Origin of the sequence: Marivivens niveibacter, assembly GCF_002150005.2 — a bacterium.
GTDB classification, from domain to species: Bacteria; Pseudomonadota; Alphaproteobacteria; order Rhodobacterales; family Rhodobacteraceae; genus Marivivens; species Marivivens niveibacter.
Window position 1 is genome coordinate 767,178 of sequence record NZ_MSPP01000001.1, and the last position, 18,638, is coordinate 785,815.

Below are 18,638 nucleotides of genomic sequence, written 5' to 3' on the forward strand. Positions count from 1 at the left end.
ATGGTACAACATGAACCATCCGCCTTTGACGCCGACAAAGTCGGACAAGATCAGGTAAACAGCGTTCGCCAGTTTGTCAGCTTTGTCATTGGTCAAGAAATGTTCGCCTTTTCGATTGAAAAGGTTCAGGAAATTATCCGTGTCCCCAATTTGGTGCGGGTGCCTATGTCGCCTGTTTCGATGTTGGGGCTGGCAAATTTGCGAGGGGAAATCCTACCTGTGTTTGACCTGCGCGGCATGCTGGGCAAATCAGGGTCGGCCATCACCGACACTTCACGCGTTATCGTGGTCGAAGAAGGGGCCAAGGTCGGGTTGGTTGTTGATCGCGTGGCCGAAGTACTGAACGTCCCCGCCGACCGGATCGAAGATGTGACCGCGATCGAAAAAACGGTGAGTACCGATTTACTCATGGGGGTGGTCAAAAACTTTGGTGATCACGGGTTGATCCAATTGGTTGACCCCAGCGGTTTGCCGGAATTGCAGCGGTCTCAAATAGACGCGGAAAAACAGTCAGTTTCGGCCCCCGCTGCCGCCAAAATGGCACGGCCCGATGATGACACATCTATCGAAGATGTTCTGCAAATCGTGTCCTTTCAGATCGGCACCGAAGAGTACGCATTCAAATTGGCGGATGTGGATGAAATTGTGCGCGTACCAACCTCGATCGCCGAGGTGCCGAATGCACCGCGCAATGTCCTGGGACTGATCACTTTACGTGACCGCGTCCTGCCGATGATCAGCTTGCGTGATTGTTTGGGTGTTGCCCCAGAGGAAGGCGCAGACATCAATCGCGTCGTTGTTTTGCGCGTTGCAGATGAAAACGGCGAATATCGCCAATTTGGAATGGTGGTCGACCGCGTCCGCGAAGTGCTGCGCGTACCCATGGATCAGATCGATGATGTTCCCGAAGGCGTCAAACGCCGCGGGGCAAATGAAATCGAATGTATTTGCAAATTAGACGACGGCGCGCGGATCGTTTCGGTTTTGTCGGCCTATGAAAGTCTGGGCCAGATCGACCTAAACGAGGTTCCGACCGACCTGCAATCACAAGACACCACACAGGAGGCAGAGATGACATCCATTGATGCAACCGACCAAGAAGAGGTTCAATTGGTCGTCTTTAAATTGGCGAACGAAGACTTTGGTATATCGATCCATTCGGTGCAGGAAATCATCAGGCTGCCTGATCATTTTGTGTCGGTTCCGAATGCTGACCACGAAATCGAAGGCATCATCAACTTGCGCGGTATGGTTTTGCCCGTGATCGATATGCGTCGTTATTTCAACATGTCGGCGGCGACCCGAACGGAACGCCAACGTATCATCGTGCTTAGCTGCGGCGGCACATTGACGGGTTACATCGTGGACAGCGTGACCCAAGTTTTGCGCGTCACGACTGCTGAATTGACCGCGCCGCCACCCTTGAACAACGAAGCCGCAAAGTTCGTACAGCATGTTGCCAAATTGCGTGAATCGCAGTCGATGGTTCTGGTTCTAGATAGTGCGGCGTTTGACGTTGTTGATGGCGCAGCACTGGAAATGGAAGCCACGCCATGAAGTTGCTGATGGTCGAAGATTCTGCGCTTATGCGGCGGGTATTGCGGGAAAACGTTTCTGCAGACCGTAGGATCGATCTGGCCTTTGCTCGAAACGGAGAAGACGCCATCGACAAGCTGCAAAGCTTTGAACCAGACGTAATCACGATGGATATCAACATGCCGAAAATGGACGGGCTGACCTGTCTTGCGCATGTGATGGACATTCGTCCATGCCCCGTGATCATGTTGTCATCCTTGACGGAGAAAGGGGCCACTGCCACGTTTGAAGCGTTGGAGCTGGGCGCTGTTGATTTCGTGGCAAAGCCTGATGGTACCGTGTCCACTGATATCTCGTCCATTATCGATGACTTGATGCAAAAGGTTTGGTCGGCTTTTCGGACACGAAAGCCTGCAAGCATTAAAAAGATGAAACCGCCAGCGGCACCGGTCCGCAATCCTATGATGGATCGCGCGCGACCACGGGTCGAACTGATCTTGATCGGTAGCTCTACAGGGGGGCCTGGGGTGGTGCAGCATCTTTTGGAAAACCTGCCGTCGCATTTGCCTGTGCCTATCCTAATCGCGCAACATATGCCGCCGCGTTTCACCACGACATTTGCCGGCAGATTGGGGCAGATTTGTCGCCATCCGGTGATCGAGGTGACGCAAACAACGCCGCTTGAACCGGGCACCGTTTATCTGGCGGCTGGCGGTAAAGACGTTGTTGTAGATCGCAAATTTAATCGGCTGGTTGCATCGCCAGTTCGGTCCGACCCACAGTTTCCTTGGCACCCTAGTGTGTCCCGCATGTGCCTGACTGCGCTGGATAAGATCGAACCAGCAAAGTTGATTGGGGTGATGCTGACGGGGATGGGTGATGATGGATCTGCCGAAATGGCGCGTATTCATCAACGGGGCGGCGTTACGATCGCAGAATCCGCAGATACCGCTGCCGTATTCGGAATGCCGGGAAAGCTGATCGAAAAAGATGGTGCATCTGTTGTGCTGCCATTTCCCGACATCCCTGAACAACTATCGCGCTGGTTAGGTCAGTCAGCCCCAATTCGGAGGCGCCAATGTTCGTAAAATCAACAACGCCAAAAATGGACCAAGGCACCGGATTTGATGCCTACGCGATGATCAAAGATACGAACGCTGATAATCGCCGCGCTGCTGCGATTGCACTGTCTGGGCAAAAAGAGGCATTTGCCGAACTTGCCGATCTATCCCGTAGCGAGACGGAAACACCTGTGCGCGATGCGGTGTTGAATGCACTTATCGCTATTGGATCGGCCAAAGTGGTTGACCTGTACATCGAACATCTGCGTGCAGATGACGCCACGTTGCGCCGAGAAGCTGTCTACGCATTGCAGCATTTACCGAAAAAAGCAGCTAAGAAAATTCGGAAACTGATGTCGGATCAGGATCCGGATGTGCGGATCATGGCGGTGGATATTCTGCAATTGCTGACCATCTCAGATGCTGTGGAATGGATCCGTGACCTGCTGGCAAACGAAGACAACGCAAATGTTGTCGGTGTCGCAGTCGACCGGCTAAGCGAAATTGGCGGCCCGCAAGATGTAGGCATACTAAAACAGGTAAAAGACAGATTTTCGTCTGATGCTTATGTCCAATTTGCAGCGACACACGCGATTGATCGTATCATCGCACTAGAGGCCGAGGAGCCGTCATGAAAGCTTCTCTGAGCCAGCAAGATTTCAATCTATTTCGAGAGTTTTTTTACAAAAAGACCGGCATCGAATTCGATGATAGTAAACGTTATTTTGTTGATAAACGCCTGTTGAAAAGGATCGAAGAAACAGGGGCCAAATCGTTTCGAGACTATTTCATTTCGGTTCGTTTTGAATCCAGCCAAAAAGAGTTCCAAAATATCGTCAACGTAATGACGGTGAATGAAACCTATTTCTACCGCGAAGATCATCAATTCAAAACCTTGACCCAACAGGTTTTGGACGAATTGATTTCGCAGCCCAACCGTGGCGCGGCGCCGTTGCGCATCCTGTCTTTACCCACCTCAACCGGAGAGGAGCCGTATTCCATCGCGCTTCAATTGATCGAAAACTGGCCTGGTTTGGACAGTCATGACGTTGAACTGGATGGCGCTGACATCGATACAGATGTTTTAGAGCGGGCGCAAAATGGCGTTTATAATCAGCGCAGTGTGCAATACCTGCCGCCTGACGTATTGGATCGCCATTTTACCGAAGTTGCAGGTGGTCGGTATCAAATCTCCGAAGACATCCGTGACGCCGTGAACCTTTTCAAGGCGAACTTGTCCAACCGTGATGATTGCCGAAAACTGCGCAATTATGACGTGATTTTCTGTCGGAATTTGCTGATCTATTTCGACGATAAATCCCGTCAGACTGCCATCAATGCGCTGTACGACGCGCTTCGCCCTGGTGGGTTTCTGTTTCTGGGCCATTCCGAAAGCATCAGTCGCATGACGTCCCTGTTCGAGGTGCGTCGTTTCCCCAATTCCATCGTGTATCAAAGGCCGCTGTCATGACGGGTCACCCATTCAAAGCGTTAATCGTAGATGATGCCACAACAGTGCGGATGTACCACCGATCGCTGGTCGAAGAGGCAGGTTGGGCAACCGTCGAGGCCGAGAACGGTGTAGAAGCGATGGAAAAGGTTTTGGACCAACCGGTCGATCTGATGTTCGTCGATGTGAACATGCCGATCATGGATGGTTATGCGTTCATAAAAACGGCGCGCGCGTCGGAAAAGGTCGGTCAAATTCCGATCGTGATGATTTCGACCGAAGCCCAAAAAATCGACCGCGACAAAGCGTTTGAGGCAGGGGCCAACCACTATCTAGTCAAACCTGCCAGCCCCCAAGACATCGCAAACCTGTTGACGCTGTTGTCACCGGAGGATCCGTCATGAACTCTTTATTAGATCAATTCGTATCGGAATGCCGTGACCTGATCGAAACATCATCGCGGGCGCTATTGGCATTGGAAACCGATACTGAAAATCCCGCCCAGATCAACGAACTGTTCCGCGCCATTCACACGATCAAAGGTGCGTCAGGTTTGTTTGATTTCAAACCTTTAACGTCCTGTGTTCACGCGGGCGAAGATTTGTTGGACGCCGTCCGCGCAGGGGATGTTGCGTTTAATTCAGGCATTGCTGACCTCTTGTTAGAAATGCTGGATCGGCTGGTCGAATGGCTGGATAGTATCGAAGACAGCGAAACCTTGCCGTCCGATGCACAGGAGATAAGCGCAGCGCTCAGCACCCGTTTGCGTGACTATATTTCGGACGGTGCGGGCGTAAATGATGCCGACGACACCTCTCAACAAACCGAGGTCGCCGCGCCGTGGCCAGACGACATACCTGTCCTAGAGGGTGCGGAAACAGGTCTGTCACTCATCACCTACACACCGGGTGAGACGACGTTCTTTGCTGGTGGCGATCCGCTCCGCACGGTTTTGGCTGCGCCGGGTTTGTTGTGGATGCAGGTGGTGCAACCTGATGATTGGCCTGATGTGGATCAGCTTGATCCATTCATGTTGAAAATTGGGTTCCGATTGGTGTCTTCGGCCACCGTACCCGATTTGGAAAAACATTTTTCCTACGACATTGATGACGTCAGCATAGAACGCATTGCAGCGACAGACGGTCCTAGTGCCATTGAACAATTGGCTGATGATATCTTGCAATCTCAAGCCGCGTTGCTGGCGACACCGCAAACTGGCGTAGCTGCTGAAAATATCCAGAAAAGCGCAGCCGACGTTGTGGCCCGTGTGGGGCGAAACCTGAATGTGTCTGATGACGCTGTTGGCGATTTGGACGCCACTATAGCCGATGTGCGCGGTGAACCGGCAGGCAACGATCCTGCGCCCGTCGATAAACCGCAGGTCGCCGAACCGGAAAAACAACCCGCAGCAGCGCCCGCAAAACAACGATCATCAGGGTATTTGCGCGTTGATAGTGACCGTATCGACGCCCTGATGAATTTGGCTGGCGAATTGATCGTTGCCAAAAACGCGATGCCATTTTTGGCACGCAAAGCGGAAAACATCGAAGATGGTCGCGAATTGGTGCGCGAAATCAAAATGCAGCACAACACCATTAACCGCATCGCAGAAGAGCTTCAGGCGGCGATCATGCAGATCCGCATGGTGCCTGTTGGGTCTGTGTTGTCACGGTTTAACCGCTTGGTCCGCGACATGTCCCGAAAACTGGGTAAAGACATCCGCTATGTTGTCGATGGCGAAGATACCGAAGCTGACAAAGCCATTGTTGATGAACTATCCGATCCAATCGTTCACCTGATCCGCAATTCGATTGACCACGGGATCGAAGACCCGACCGAACGGGCGGAGGCGGATAAACCCAAACAGGGCACCATTCGGGTATCGGCGTTTAACAAAGATGACAGTGTCGTCATTGAAATCACCGATGATGGCAAAGGCATAGCCGTCGATAAGGTGGTGAAAAAGGCGTTAGAGCGTGGATTGATCGACGCTGAACGCGTCAATGCAATGTCTGCGAATGAAAAGCTTCAGCTGATTTTCCTACCAGGCCTATCCACCAAAGAAGAAGTGTCCGACCTATCGGGCCGCGGTGTCGGAATGGACGTTGTTGCTAGCATGGTGCGCCGTTTGGGTGGGCAGATTTCCATTGATAGCGAACCGGGATTGGGTGCGCGTGTGACCTTGTCATTGCCACTGTCGATGGCGGTTCAACAGCTAATGATGGTTGAGGTCGGCGATGGTCTGTACGGCGTCCCAGTTGATAGCGTGGTCGAAAGCCAAAAGATCAGTCCGGTCAGTATTCGGCGTCACCGCGATGCCGAAATGGTATTGCTACGCGACCGTCTAATACCTTTGGTGCGGATGCGCGATTTGTTCCAATGCGATGCGCAAGACGACCCCGAAACGCTCAGCGTGATGGTGGTGGATGTGAATGGTCACGAATCCGGTTTGGTTGTCGACCGGTTCCATCCAGGTGTCGATGCCATCGTCAAACCGATGTCCGGCGTTTTAGCAAACTACGATTGTTATTCGGGCACCGCGTTGTTGGGCGACGGTTCAATCCTGTTGGCCCTAAACCTAAGGGAGATTGTCGAATGCCAATATCACTAACAGACACAGAGGCGGTTCTGTCGGGTGACATCGACATCACCGATGTCGACGCATTGCACCCATGGCTGACAGAACATCGCGGCGGCACCGTCGATCTGACCGATTGCAAATCGGCGCACACAGCGGTCGTTCAGCTGCTGATCGCGGCCAAGGCAAACATCAAAAATAACTCTGAAACCAATGACTGGCGTTCGATTTTGTCAAATTCGAACAGCTACTTGCTACAATAAAGGACCATAAAAATGGCACATATTTTGATCGTTGATGATAGCCCGACCGTGTTGATGAGCATGGACAATCTGTTGCAGCGCTTTGGCCATACCACGACCCAAGCCGCCAGCGCAGAAGAGGCCGTCGATATCGTATCCCAAGGCGGCGACGCACCTAAAATGGTGATCACCGATTTTCATATGGGCGGTGCCAACGGTGCAGAGCTGATCCAATCACTGCGCAAGCAACCGCCATTGCGCTTTACCCCCATGCTGGTGCTGACCACGGATTCCCAAAAAGAACGCCGCGAAGAAGCCAAAGCCGCTGGCGCAACGGGGTGGCTGACCAAACCTGTCGATCATGAACAGCTTGAGGCTGTTTTGAACAAACTACTGCCAAACAGCTAAAGGGGAAAACCATGCTAGGGGAAATTGACGATACCAGTGCATCCTATGGTGAACATCTGCCGCGGCTGTTTGATCTGCTAAGCGGTTTGACCAAAAACATTGCCCACGAAACGAACGAAGCGTCGATCAGTTTCATGACCTATCTGCACGAGGTTGAAACCGCGATTGCCGATGAGAAAGATAAAACCGACGCTGCGATTTCACACATCAGCGACCTAGAGGACGTCTCCGCCCAGCATAGCAAGGATCAGATGAAGCTGACCCATGATATGATGGAGGTTAAAAAGGTCGGTGCGATGATCCGCGAAGAAATCAAATCCACCCGCGAGGTCATGGCATCCGTCGCCGATGCCATTAACAACATGCGTGTGGGTTTCGGTAAACTGGACGATGTGACCGCAGCGATTTTGGATCTAGAGGTGAAGGTCAACGCCACGTCTGAAAAATATCCCGATGCTTTGTCTGATTTCACGGATATTTCGATGGATGTCGCGCGTTTGGCGAATGCAACCAATGCGATTTCGCGCAAACTGCATCCCTATGTGACGGCGGCCACCCGCGAGGTCGCGCCCTACACCAGCGAAGAAGAACAGGAAAAACAGGCCTCGATTTTTGCGAATTTAGACAAGCAAAATGAAATCATGCGGAATGTTCAGTCCACTGTGTCTGGCGTGACCTGGAATTTTGCTGAATTGGTCGAGTTGAACGAAGAACAGCAAGGCGAACGCAAGGCGATGTCGAAAAAGATCGAAGGATCCATTCGGAACGCCATTTCCAGCGCGCAATTGGGTGATGTGATCCGCCAGCAGGCCGAAACCATTGACCTGATGCTCCAAGAGATGAGCACCTTTATCCGCGATCGGGATATTTCGTCTGATATTCGCAATGATGTGGATAATCTGATTGCGCAACTGTCGCAGAAATACGTGATGTATTCGCAGCGCCGTATTCACACCCAAGAAGGCCATGAAGGCGAAGATAGCTGGTCTGACAATGACGGTGATCTGAAAATCGAATTGTTCTAAGTCAGTGGAAATCACGACTTTTGGGGATGATTTGCGCGTTGCGCGGGTGGCGACCAGAGGGCGCGGGGATTGGGCGTTTAACCTCGTCACTGCGGGCAATGGGCGTGGCCATGGATTCAGGCGCGAGCCGTAGCAGGGCGTCCGATTTATCAATCAGGTTTTGCGCGACCACGTGGATAATGTCGCCTTCGCGTTGGATATAGCCATGCACCGCCAATAGCCGCGATTGCATGATCGTTTTGCGGCACTGTTCCATCACCTTTGGCCAAACGACGACATTGGCGACGCCTGTTTCATCCTCGATCGTGATGAAACATACACCTTTGGCCGATCCGGGGCGTTGGCGGATCAGGACCAGCCCAGCCAGTTTGATCCGCTGGTTCGGGCGGCTGTGCATCAGGTCGCCGCAGTGCGCGTACCCCTGTTTGCGCATCGACCCACGCAGAAACCCCATCGGATGCGCCTTGAGCGATAGTCGCAGCGTTTGGTAATCGGCGACCACCTGTTCGCACACGGGCATATCGGGTAGGGCGACGGGTAAATCGGCACCTTCGTCGCGGCTGTCCTGAAACAGGGGCAGGTCGGGCGCGTCGCGCAGGGATTTGGCATCCCACAGCGCCTGACGGCGATCAATGAACAGCGACCGCATCGCGTCCCCTTCGGCCAGTTTGCGGATGTGTGCCGCCGATAGCCCCATTTCCTGCAGTGTTTTGATATCGCGAATAGGCGCGTCGCGGCGGGCGATGAATTGATCTATGGCCCCGCGGTTTAGCCCCGATATCTGCCGAAACCCCAACCGAATGGCGAACCCGTTTTGGTGCGGTTCCAGCGTGCTGTCCCATTGGGAATAATTCACATCAGGCGGGCGCACGGTGACGCCGTGTTCGCGGGCGTCGCGCACCAATTGGGCGGGGGCATAAAACCCCATGGGCTGCGAATTCAGCAGGGCCGCGCAGAACACCGCAGGGTAATGGCATTTGATCCAGCTGGACACATAGACCAGATGCGCGAAACTGGCGGCGTGGCTTTCGGGGAAGCCGTATTCGCCAAAGCCTTTGATCTGGTCAAAACAGCGGGCGGCAAATTCGGGGTCATAGCCGCGTTCGGCCATGCGCCCGACCATTTTCTGTTCCAGTTTGCCGATGGTGCCACGGCTGCGGAATGTGGCCATGGCTTTGCGCAGCTCGTTCGCTTCGGCGGGGGAAAAATTCGCGGCCTCGATCGCGATTTTCATCGCCTGTTCCTGAAAGATCGGCACGCCATAGGTGCGGCCCAGAATGTCGCGCAATTCTTCGGGATTGTGGGGCGGCGCGGGGGATGGATAGACAACCGGTTCTTCGCCTCCGCGGCGGCGCAGATAGGGGTGGACCATGTCGCCCTGAATGGGACCAGGGCGGACGATGGCGACCTGCACGACCAGATCGTAAAATTCGCGCGGGCGCAGACGCGGCAGCATGTTGATCTGGGCGCGGCTTTCGACCTGAAACACGCCGATACTGTCGCCTTTGCACAGCATGTCATAGACGCGCGGGTCTTCGCGCGGGGTGGTGGCTAGGCTGAGTTTTCGCCCGTAGTGCGCTGATATCAAATCAAAAGATTTTCGAATGCAGGTCAGCATTCCCAGCGCAAGGATATCTACCTTAAGGATCCCCAGCGCATCAATGTCATCTTTGTCCCATTCGATAAAACTGCGGTCGGCCATAGCGCCGTTGCCGATGGGCACGGTTTCGGTCAGGGGCCGTTCGGTCAGGATAAACCCGCCCACATGCTGGCCCAGATGGCGAGGCATTCCGATCATTTGCCGCGCGATAATCAGCGTTTTGCGCAGCAAAGGGTCGGTCAGATCTAGCCCAGCTTCGGCCACGCGGCTGTCGTCCACGTCGGTGCCCCAATGGCCCCAGACGGTTTTGGCGATGGCGCTGGTGATGTCCTCGGATAGGCCCATGACCTTGCCGACCTCGCGGATGGCTGATCGGGGGCGGTAATGGATCACCGTCGCGCATAGGCCCGCGCGGTCGCGGCCATATTTTTGGTAGATGTGCTGGATCACCTCTTCGCGGCGTTCATGTTCGAAATCTACGTCGATATCGGGCGGTTCTTTGCGTTCTTCGGAGATGAACCGTTCAAACAGCAACTGGTGTTGGGCGGGGTCCACCGCGGTGATACCCAGCACATAACAGACCGCCGAATTCGCCGCCGATCCGCGCCCTTGGCACAGGATTTCGGGCTGCGATTCATAGCGGGCAAAGCGGATGATGTCGTGGATCGTCAAAAAATAGCGGGCGATATCCAGCTTTTCGATCATCGCCAGTTCTTTGCGCAGGACTTCGGCGGTTTTGTCGGGCACGCCGTCAGGGTATCGCCATTCTGCACCGGCCCACGTCAGGTCGGTCAGATGCTGTTGCGGGGATTTGCCTGCTGGCACGACCTCTTGTGGGTATTCATAGGCCAGTTCGCGCAGGTCAAAACGGATGCTGTCCGCGACTTCGCGGGTGGCGCGGATCGCGTGGGGCCATTCGGCAAACAGGCGTGCCATTTCATCGGGGGATTTCAGGTGCCGTTCGGCGTTTGGTTCCAGCAGAAACCCCGCATCAGCCAATTTCACCTTTTCGCGGATGCAAGTCATCACGTCCTGTAATGGGCGGCGATCGGGTGCGTGGTACAGCACATCATTGGTCGCCAGAATAGACAGGCGGTTACGCGTCGCCAGCGTATCCAGCCGATTGATGCGGGCGCGGTCATCGGCGCGGTACATATAGCTGGCCGCCACATGGGTTAACTGCGGCAGAGCGCGCGACAGCTGCGCAAGGCGCGGCTCCCATTGTGATAGGTCGCTGGGCGGCACGGCGATCAGGCGCATTCCGTCCGCATGGGCAGCCAGATCGTCCAGAGTGATTTGGCAAATGCCTTTGTCCTGCCAATCGCCATCGGGCGTTTGCATTTTGCCTTTGGATAATAGGCGGGACAGACGGCCATAGGCATCGCGGTCCGTGGGGTAGGCCAGAAATTCATCGCCCGTGGTCAGCACAATTCGGCAGCCGATCAGCGTGCGAATATGCGCCTTTTCGCAGTCCATATACATCCGCACAACGCCCGCCAGCGTGTTCCAATCGGTGATCCCGATGCGGTCGTATCCCATGTCCCACGCCGTCTGGGCAAAGTCGGCGGATTCAGACGCACCGCGCAGAAACGAAAAACACGACGCCAGCCCCAGTTCGACATAAAAACTGGGCGCGTTGGGGGTGAACCCATCGGTGGGGACCGTCTTTTTCGGGTGGCGCGGTTCGATATCGGGCATGAGGCGGGCCTATAGAAACAGGCCTTGCATGAACCACTGCGGTTCGCGCCCACGGTTGTCGCCCAGCACCCCGTCACGGTAAATCCAGAACCGCAGGCCGTGCTGTTCTTCGACTTTGTAATAATCGCGCAGACGGGTGCCGGGGCGGTCGGCCCACCATTCAGGCGCGATCCGTTCGGGCCCGTCAAAGCGGCCGACCTTATGCACCTTTTTGCGCCAGACGAATTGGGCGGGCGGGCCTTCGGGAACGGCGTAAAGGACGCGGATTTCTTCGGGGTGTTCTAGCAGGCGCTGGGGACGGCGCGGATTGCGCAGCGGGCGGCGGGGCGTGCCCGCCATTGCAGGCCGCCAGAGTTCGCCGCGTTCGGGGATATGACGGTCACGGCGGTCGGGGCGTTGAATGGCCTGCACGCCAAACCGCGCGACCAGACGGTCGACGGTATGCGACAGTTCCGCGCCGCGATGGGTTTTGCCGTCCAGACGGTCCTGATTGTGGTCCATCCGTTCGACAAAGGGCGCGGCCAGCGTGATCAGGTCAAACCCATACCCAGGATCAATGCTATCCAGTTTGCCGTCAAACAGCCGCGTCAGGTGATCCGCATCGCGGCTGGGTTGGCTGGTGGCGGCGTGGGTCCATGATACCTCTCCGTCCGTGCGGAACACGGTCAGGGTCAGGCGGCGCGCGCCAAATCCCGCCTGTTCCAGATCGTCACAGAGGGCGCGGGTCAGGGCGGGGATATGTTCGGTCGGGTCTTGGACGGGTTCGGGCAGGCGGGCGTGCTGGATGAACCGCGGCGGGTCTTCGGGCGCGGTCAACGGTTCGGCCAGTTTGCCCAATATCTGATCCAGCCGCATCAGCGGGTTCGACACCAGCGGCGCACGGGCAAAACGGCGGGCCAACGGCACACGCGGCACGGCCCGCAGATCGCCGATGGTTTTTAGCCCCAAACGGTTCAGCAGCAGGACAGTGTCGCCATCAATCCGCAGCGCCCGCACGGGCAAGGGCGCGATCATGGCGTCCAGATCCCCGACGATGGGCCGCATGCCCCCAAACCGCGCCAGCGCCCATGCCGCGCCAATGGTCGGGGCCATCGCGGTAGAGGCAGTGATGCCTAGGCCCGCCAGACGGTCCTCTATCTCTAACAACATGCCATCGGGGCCGCCGAACAGATGGGCGCAGCCCGTGGCGTTCAGCATGATCCCGTCGGCGCCGTCTATGGCCGTCCACGGGGCCCAGCGGCGCGACCACATCATCAGGCGTTCCAATGCGGCGCGGTCATGGTCGGGGTCGGCGTAATGTAGGTCCAGTTCGGGGCACAGCGCACGCATATCCACGACCCGCGCACCAACGGTGATGCCTGCATTTTCGGCGGCAGGGTTCGTCGCGTGCACCATCGGCCCGCGCGGAGTATCCACGGCCAGCACGCGGGGGCGATCTGCATCATAGGCATCGCCATGGCGGGTGGTTAGGATTTGCCAACGCTCCATCGCAAAGCGCGGCAGGTGAATGGCAACAAAGGCGCGGGTCATCTGCGCACCTGTTCTGCGGGGGGAACCGCGTCTGCCTCCATTCCATGGCTGAATTGCAGGGTGCCATTGTCATAGGTCGCTACCCATCGGCCAGGTTTGCCCCAGCGGGTGCGAAACAGGTCTGCCTCCCACACCGGAGTGCCGGGTGCGCGGTTGTCCCATGGGTTTTGCAGCGATTGCAGCGACGACACCCGCCACCGATTGCGCGCGGCGCTAAGCGTGGGTTCGGCGGCACGGCGGATCAGCCATGCAGGCACGCGGTAGGATTCCGCCCGCAGCGCCAGACGTTTTGTGGCTGTGAAATCCAATGCCTGCGGATTGCCCCATAATTCGCCCAGAACAGCGCCGAAATCGCGGCAACGCAGGCCTTCCTCCATCGCCCATAGAACATCGACGGGGCGGGTTACATCCACATAGATCAGGTCCAGATCACGGGGCAGGCCAGGGGTATAGGGGCGGCCTGTTTCCTTGCGCGTGATACGGTCCTGAATCCACAGAACGGGTTTGTCCGTGTCCAGATGCGCCACCACAAAACCCACCGCTGCGGCATCGGCGGCGCGAGGGCTAAAGACTTCGGATAATGTGGCGTCTTTGGGGGTGGGACTCGTCATAGCAACACTCAATGTTCTACTTTTGTTCTACATCGAGTCGCCCTGTTGCGTCAACGTTTCGATAAGGTTTGAGCATATGCCCTGATTGCGGGCTATTGCCCGTTTGGTGGTTGCGTGCTAGCCCGCTAATAAGGAACGGGAGGATCGCTCATGTATATCGGTTTGGATTTAGGCACGTCGGGGCTCAAGGGCATCGTGATCGACGACAATCAGGCCATTCTGGCCGAGGCGCTGGCGCCGCTAACCGTGCAGCGACCGCATGACGGATGGTCCGAACAGAACCCCGCCGATTGGATCGCCGCCGTCAATGACGTCATGGCAGGGCTAGCAGCCAAGATCGATCTGGGCAAAACCCGCGCAATTGGCCTGTCGGGGCACATGCATGGTGCAACGCTGGTGGACAAAGCGGGCGAGGTTCTGCGCCCTTGTATCCTGTGGAACGACACCCGCAGCGCGGCAGAGGCCGCAGAACTGGACGCCGATCCGCAGTTCCGCGAAAAGACGGGCAATATCGTATTCCCCGGATTTACCGCGCCGAAATTGGCATGGGTCAAAAATAACGAACCAGAGACGTTCAAAAAGGTCGATAAGGTTCTGCTACCAAAGGATTACTTGCGTCTATATCTGACCGGTGACGCGGTTGCGGAAATGTCGGATGCGGCGGGTACATCGTGGTTGGATGTGGGCAAACGCGATTGGTGTGACGGGCTGCTATCCGCGACCGATCTGACACGCGAACAGATGCCGCGACTGGTTGAAGGGTCGGAAAATTCGGGCATCGTGCGCGGGGCTTTGGCATCCGAATGGGGCTTGCCCGCAGATGTGATCGTCGCAGGCGGCGGCGGAGATAACGCAGCCAGCGCGGTGGGCGTGGGCGTTGTAAACCCAGGGGATGCGTTTGTGTCGCTGGGTACATCGGGCGTGCTGTTCGCAGCATCCGAGGCGTATCAGCCAGACGCGGCATCGGCAGTTCATACGTTCTGTCACGCGCTGCCTGAGACTTGGCACCAGATGGGGGTTATTCTGGCCGCTGCGGATGCCATGAATTGGTTCGGTCGCGTGATGGGCGCGAAGCCTGCGGATTTGACCAGCGTTTTGGGTGATCTGCGCGCGCCGACGCGGACGCTGTTCCTGCCTTATCTGGGCGGCGAGCGCACGCCGCATAATGATACGAAAATCCGTGGCTCGTTCCTGCATCTGGATCACAGCACGGACCAGCAGGCCATGACCCGCGCCGTGCTAGAGGGCGTCACCCATGCAATCCGCGATTGTTATGATGCGTTGACATCAACAGGGACCAAGATTGACCGCCTGATCGCTGTGGGTGGTGGATCGAAATCCGATTATTGGGTGCAGGCGATTGCAACGTCGCTGGGCATCCCTGTGTCATTGCCAGAGGCAGGCGATTATGGCGGTGCGTTTGGAGCGGCGCGATTGGGTCTGATGGCCGCGACAGGGGCAGGGGCAGAGGCCGCGCCGCTACCCGTGATCGAACGCACGGTAGATCCGGTTGTAGCGTTGCAGGACGATTTTGCCGCGGCACACGCGCGGTATGGCGCGGCGTATCGGGCGCTAAAGGGGCTGGAATAAACAGCTAAGGGGTTGAAGCGTTTGACGTAACCCGTCAGGCTGACCCTATGACCAATGATATTAGGGCCTTAGCCCAACAGATTTTTATGGCGGGTGTCGCAGCGGCGGACCCATATGCAGGTGTTTTGCGCGGGATTGACGGGTTTGACCCCGCGCTGATCCTATCGGTGGGTAAAGCAGCCCGCCGTATGGCGGAGGCGGCGCTGGGTGTGACGCCGAGCGCGGACTGCATCGTTGTGACCAATTACGAAAATGCCGCGCCCTTGCAGGGCGCGAAGGTTATGAGCGCCGGTCATCCGGTGCCGGATGACAACGGCGCTGCGGGTGCTGCTGCATTTATGGACGCGATTAAATCGACTGACGGGCCTGTGCTAGTGCTGGTATCAGGGGGCGGGTCGGCGTTGCTGCCAGCGCCAGTAGAGGGCGTGAGTTTACAAGACAAAGCCGAGGTGAGCCGACTGTTATTGGGGTCTGGTGCCGATATTCATGCGATGAATTTGGTACGACAGCAGTTGTCGCAATTGAAAGGCGGCGGGTTGGCGCGATTGTGTGCGGGGCGGCCTTTGCGTGCGCTGATCCTTTCGGATGTTGTGGGCGATGATCTATCCACGATTGCGAGCGGGCCTACGGTGGCTGCGTTGGGCACTCGGGCGGAAGCACAGGAAACTTTGGAACGATATGGGCTGTGGGATAAGGTTGCGGATAGTGTTCGTGCGCATCTATCGAACTCTGAACAAAAGGTGGGGACTGTATCGGCGGACAACATTCTGATAGGATCTAATGCGCAATCGGTCGCTGCATTGAAAGACGCGGCAGGGCCAGACTGTTACGTGATTGATGATCCGATTGAAGGCGATGTGGCCGACGCTGCTCGCCAAATTTGCGATGCGGCCGGACCCGGGATTACCGTTTGGGGCGGCGAGACGACCGTGACACTCAAGGGTACTGGCAAAGGCGGACGCAATCAGGAGCTATCATTGCTCATTGCGCAAGAAGCCGCACGTCGGGGCTGGACGGACTGGTGCTGTTTGCAGGGGGGATCGGACGGACGCGATGGGCCAACGGATGCAGCCGGCGGAATTGTCGATCAGGATACGCTATCGCGCATCGCTGCTGCGAGGGGCGATATTGATGCTTTGCTAGCAAACAACGACAGCTACGAGGCGTTAAAACTGGCAGCTGATTTGTTGATCACTGGCGGGACGGGCACGAATGTGGCCGATTTGGGCGTTATGATCCGCCGCTAAGGTTAAGCCGTGCTTTGATTGGTAAATGGTCCGAGGCATGGGCACCAGTCACGGTCGGGATTGGTAATGGCGTAACTGTGCACATGTCGCAATGCACCAGCCGATCCAAATGACCCAACGGGAGCCGAGACGGGAACGTTTTGCCCGCCGTCAAAACGGTATAGCCAGCGAGGGGTTCAAACCCTCTGCGGGTCGACCATTCGTTGAAATCCCCCATCATAACGGTCGGACGATTGTCTAGTTCGTTGATAATTGCGCGGATGTGCGCCATCTGTGCACGCCTGTCGCGCCGCAAAAGGCCCAAGTGTACGGCAACCAATCGAAAGCCTACGTTGAAATCCACAACGATCGCCCCGCGTGGTTCTAGGCCCGGCAGCGGAATGCGGTGAATGTCGGTATGTGCCAGGTTCGGGCGCGCAAGGATTGCAACGCCATGCCAGCCCAAACTGTGGTCATTTTCAGCGACGGGGATCGGCGCAAGATCAGTGTAGGTCCCGATCGTATCTCGAGGCAGGGCGGTAGGACGGGTGCCTAATCTGAAATCAGCCTCTTGCAAGGTAACGATATCAGCATCCAGTCCGTGAATGGTTTTCAAGCTGCGGATCGGATCGCGCCGCAAATCTACACCTAAACCGGCGCGGATGTTGTAGCTGGCTAAAGTCAGATCTGTAAGCGAAGCGTTGACCATACCATTTATGTAATAGCTAGAGCTGCGATTGTTAGGTGCAGGAAATGGTCGTGTATCAAAATCTTTGACCGTGAGGCATTATCTGTGCCCCCGCTGACGAACCGTTTTTGCGTTTCATTCGACAGTGAAACCACGAAAACCGGAACTGGCTGCCTATGTCTTTCGTTTTTTCGTCTAGGCCAGTTGTCAGAACGTTTGTCGGGCAAATAGTCTCACAACCATAACAGGTAAGGTATTCCATACCATTTGATCATTGGGTCAAAATAAACTTAAGAAAAATGCTCTTATGTAAAAAGTTTACAATTGATTAACGCGATGCTGTCGTGTTTTTAATGCCATCGTGGGTTGTGTACAGTGGGCTAGAAAAGCAGGCGTCGCACCCCCGATGAACATGCTGAAAGACGCCTTTGGGGGGCAAAATAGTGAAATTTACGGCGATGAAATTGGTTGCTGCGGCACCAGTTCTTTTTTCTTTGACCGCATGTGGCGGCACCACAATCGAAGATTTCTTTTCGGTTAGCAGCACCTACGCAGCACTGAATGATACTGCTGGGACAACTTCGACGACCACCAGCACGATGGGTGGCGTTGCTGTTCGCGTCAGTTCTGCATCTGACGACGCTGATATCGTTGGCATGAGCGGTTCGTTGAACCACAACACCGGGAAAGTCGTGATTAACGATGGCCAGTACAGCTTGGTCGATAGTGACGGATTTGACTATTACGGCTATGCAACAGATGGAAGCGGCGAGGCCGTACTGTTGGTCTACGCCTACGCGACCCAGACCTATGATTATGCATCAGTCTTTGCCGAAACTTATACAGTTGGCGGTGTTAATTACTACCTGACTGGGGTTGGTGGCATCGTTACCCAAGAAGGTGATATGCCCAATTCTGGCTATGCGGTGTATACAGGTGATGCCGCAGGCCTTGGCGCTGATTCGTTGGGCGACTTCGATCTTTACGGTGGCACAGCAACAGCCAGCGCTTATTTTGGTCAAGGCGGCAGCGTGGATCTAGAGATCACTGACCTAATTTTGGATGACGGCACTGATCTATATCCAGCAGGCGGCATTGCATTTACCGATATGACAATCGACGGTAATGGTTTCTCTGGTGGCGAAATGACCGAAAATTTCAATTACATTGTTGTCGGGACTGGCGGCGAAGGTACCGCCGAAGGGACATTCTTTGGTTGGGATCAAGGCAATGGAACACCAGACGAAATCGGCGGTGTTATTCTGTTTGAATCGTCGGATTCGGCTATCTACCTAGATTTCATCGCCGACTAAACAAACCGTTAGGTTCGGATCAGGCACTATCATTTCTATCGATCCGTCGTTATATCGCGGGCAACTCTGCCACAGTGACGGA

16 protein-coding genes are annotated in these 18,638 nt (G+C 55.8%); 12 read left to right on the plus strand and 4 right to left on the minus strand.

Annotated elements, in window-relative coordinates:
• From BVC71_RS03705 to BVC71_RS03745, 9 genes are read left to right on the plus strand one after another with little or no spacing between them, the layout of a single operon-like run.
• On the plus strand, window positions 1-1,557 hold the full coding sequence (locus BVC71_RS03705) for a chemotaxis protein CheW (RefSeq protein ID WP_086450258.1): 1,557 nt from the start codon (window positions 1-3) through the stop codon (window positions 1,555-1,557).
• On the plus strand, window positions 1,554-2,624 hold the full coding sequence (gene cheB, locus BVC71_RS03710; RefSeq protein WP_086450259.1) for a chemotaxis-specific protein-glutamate methyltransferase CheB: 1,071 nt from the start codon (window positions 1,554-1,556) through the stop codon (window positions 2,622-2,624). Before BVC71_RS03705 ends, cheB begins: the two co-directional genes overlap by 4 nt.
• On the plus strand, window positions 2,615-3,232 hold the full coding sequence (locus tag BVC71_RS03715; protein ID WP_086450260.1) for a HEAT repeat domain-containing protein: 618 nt from the start codon (window positions 2,615-2,617) through the stop codon (window positions 3,230-3,232). Before cheB ends, BVC71_RS03715 begins: the two co-directional genes overlap by 10 nt.
• On the plus strand, window positions 3,229-4,068 hold the full coding sequence (locus BVC71_RS03720; protein ID WP_086450261.1) for a CheR family methyltransferase: 840 nt from the start codon (window positions 3,229-3,231) through the stop codon (window positions 4,066-4,068). Before BVC71_RS03715 ends, BVC71_RS03720 begins: the two co-directional genes overlap by 4 nt.
• Complete coding sequence (locus BVC71_RS03725) at window positions 4,065-4,451, plus strand: response regulator (RefSeq protein ID WP_086450262.1); 387 nt, start codon at window positions 4,065-4,067, stop codon at window positions 4,449-4,451. Before BVC71_RS03720 ends, BVC71_RS03725 begins: the two co-directional genes overlap by 4 nt.
• On the plus strand, window positions 4,448-6,658 hold the full coding sequence (locus tag BVC71_RS03730) for a chemotaxis protein CheA (protein ID WP_086450263.1): 2,211 nt from the start codon (window positions 4,448-4,450) through the stop codon (window positions 6,656-6,658). The genes BVC71_RS03725 and BVC71_RS03730 overlap by 4 nt, the downstream gene beginning before the upstream one ends.
• Window positions 6,643-6,888, plus strand: coding sequence for an STAS domain-containing protein (locus BVC71_RS03735; RefSeq protein WP_086450264.1), 246 nt, complete (start codon window positions 6,643-6,645; stop codon window positions 6,886-6,888). Before BVC71_RS03730 ends, BVC71_RS03735 begins: the two co-directional genes overlap by 16 nt.
• 12 nt (window positions 6,889-6,900) lie before the next feature.
• The gene (locus tag BVC71_RS03740) at window positions 6,901-7,275 is read left to right on the plus strand and encodes a response regulator (RefSeq protein WP_086450265.1); all 375 of its coding nucleotides are present in this window, start codon (window positions 6,901-6,903) and stop codon (window positions 7,273-7,275) included.
• An 11-nt stretch (window positions 7,276-7,286) separates the two neighbouring features.
• A complete protein-coding gene (locus BVC71_RS03745; protein WP_086450266.1) occupies window positions 7,287-8,300 on the plus strand; it encodes a hypothetical protein in 1,014 nt (337 codons plus the stop codon).
• A 1-nt stretch (window position 8,301) separates the two neighbouring features.
• On the opposite strand, the gene BVC71_RS03750 is transcribed toward BVC71_RS03745, so the two are convergent.
• Genes BVC71_RS03750 through BVC71_RS03760 form a run of 3 tightly spaced genes read right to left on the minus strand, consistent with a single transcriptional unit; the run spans window position 8,302 to window position 13,739 of the window.
• The gene (locus BVC71_RS03750) at window positions 8,302-11,598 is read right to left on the minus strand and encodes an error-prone DNA polymerase (protein WP_086450267.1); all 3,297 of its coding nucleotides are present in this window, start codon (window positions 11,596-11,598) and stop codon (window positions 8,302-8,304) included.
• A gap of 9 nt (window positions 11,599-11,607) precedes the next feature.
• Window positions 11,608-13,128, minus strand: a complete 1,521-nt coding sequence (locus BVC71_RS03755) for a Y-family DNA polymerase (RefSeq protein ID WP_086450268.1) — start codon at window positions 13,126-13,128, stop codon at window positions 11,608-11,610.
• The gene (locus tag BVC71_RS03760) at window positions 13,125-13,739 is read right to left on the minus strand and encodes an ImuA family protein (RefSeq protein ID WP_086450269.1); all 615 of its coding nucleotides are present in this window, start codon (window positions 13,737-13,739) and stop codon (window positions 13,125-13,127) included. The genes BVC71_RS03755 and BVC71_RS03760 overlap by 4 nt, the downstream gene beginning before the upstream one ends.
• A gap of 150 nt (window positions 13,740-13,889) precedes the next feature.
• Here BVC71_RS03760 and xylB point away from each other — a divergent pair, with 150 nt between their 5' ends.
• The gene (gene xylB / locus BVC71_RS03765) at window positions 13,890-15,329 is read left to right on the plus strand and encodes a xylulokinase (RefSeq protein WP_086450270.1); all 1,440 of its coding nucleotides are present in this window, start codon (window positions 13,890-13,892) and stop codon (window positions 15,327-15,329) included.
• Window positions 15,330-15,376: 47 nt separating this feature from the next.
• Window positions 15,377-16,576: a glycerate kinase type-2 family protein gene (locus tag BVC71_RS03770; RefSeq protein WP_086450271.1), complete on the plus strand. Its 1,200-nt coding sequence runs from the start codon at window positions 15,377-15,379 to the stop codon at window positions 16,574-16,576.
• Here BVC71_RS03770 and BVC71_RS03775 read toward each other — a convergent pair.
• Entirely contained in the window at window positions 16,560-17,264 is a 705-nt protein-coding gene (locus tag BVC71_RS03775) for an endonuclease/exonuclease/phosphatase family protein (RefSeq protein WP_086450272.1), read from the minus strand. The genes BVC71_RS03770 and BVC71_RS03775 overlap by 17 nt on opposite strands.
• A gap of 422 nt (window positions 17,265-17,686) precedes the next feature.
• Here BVC71_RS03775 and BVC71_RS03780 point away from each other — a divergent pair, with 422 nt between their 5' ends.
• On the plus strand, window positions 17,687-18,556 hold the full coding sequence (locus BVC71_RS03780; RefSeq protein WP_133064487.1) for a hypothetical protein: 870 nt from the start codon (window positions 17,687-17,689) through the stop codon (window positions 18,554-18,556).
• The last annotated feature ends 82 nt before the right edge of the window (window positions 18,557-18,638 follow it).

What these genes read in the sequence shown, in the direction of transcription:
- BVC71_RS03760 (WP_086450269.1), bottom strand. Translation starts at nt 13,739, where the DNA reads ATGACGAGTCCCACCCCCAAAGACGCCACATTATCCGAAGTCTTTAGC.
- BVC71_RS03750 (WP_086450267.1), bottom strand. Translation starts at nt 11,598, where the DNA reads ATGCCCGATATCGAACCGCGCCACCCGAAAAAGACGGTCCCCACCGAT.
- xylB (WP_086450270.1), top strand. Translation starts at nt 13,890, where the DNA reads ATGTATATCGGTTTGGATTTAGGCACGTCGGGGCTCAAGGGCATCGTG.
- cheB (WP_086450259.1), top strand. Translation starts at nt 1,554, where the DNA reads ATGAAGTTGCTGATGGTCGAAGATTCTGCGCTTATGCGGCGGGTATTG.
- BVC71_RS03725 (WP_086450262.1), top strand. Translation starts at nt 4,065, where the DNA reads ATGACGGGTCACCCATTCAAAGCGTTAATCGTAGATGATGCCACAACA.
- BVC71_RS03745 (WP_086450266.1), top strand. Translation starts at nt 7,287, where the DNA reads ATGCTAGGGGAAATTGACGATACCAGTGCATCCTATGGTGAACATCTG.
- BVC71_RS03735 (WP_086450264.1), top strand. Translation starts at nt 6,643, where the DNA reads ATGCCAATATCACTAACAGACACAGAGGCGGTTCTGTCGGGTGACATC.
- BVC71_RS03775 (WP_086450272.1), bottom strand. Translation starts at nt 17,264, where the DNA reads ATGGTCAACGCTTCGCTTACAGATCTGACTTTAGCCAGCTACAACATC.
- BVC71_RS03755 (WP_086450268.1), bottom strand. Translation starts at nt 13,128, where the DNA reads ATGACCCGCGCCTTTGTTGCCATTCACCTGCCGCGCTTTGCGATGGAG.
- BVC71_RS03705 (WP_086450258.1), top strand. Translation starts at nt 1, where the DNA reads ATGGTACAACATGAACCATCCGCCTTTGACGCCGACAAAGTCGGACAA.
- BVC71_RS03730 (WP_086450263.1), top strand. Translation starts at nt 4,448, where the DNA reads ATGAACTCTTTATTAGATCAATTCGTATCGGAATGCCGTGACCTGATC.
- BVC71_RS03770 (WP_086450271.1), top strand. Translation starts at nt 15,377, where the DNA reads ATGACCAATGATATTAGGGCCTTAGCCCAACAGATTTTTATGGCGGGT.
- BVC71_RS03740 (WP_086450265.1), top strand. Translation starts at nt 6,901, where the DNA reads ATGGCACATATTTTGATCGTTGATGATAGCCCGACCGTGTTGATGAGC.
- BVC71_RS03720 (WP_086450261.1), top strand. Translation starts at nt 3,229, where the DNA reads ATGAAAGCTTCTCTGAGCCAGCAAGATTTCAATCTATTTCGAGAGTTT.
- BVC71_RS03715 (WP_086450260.1), top strand. Translation starts at nt 2,615, where the DNA reads ATGTTCGTAAAATCAACAACGCCAAAAATGGACCAAGGCACCGGATTT.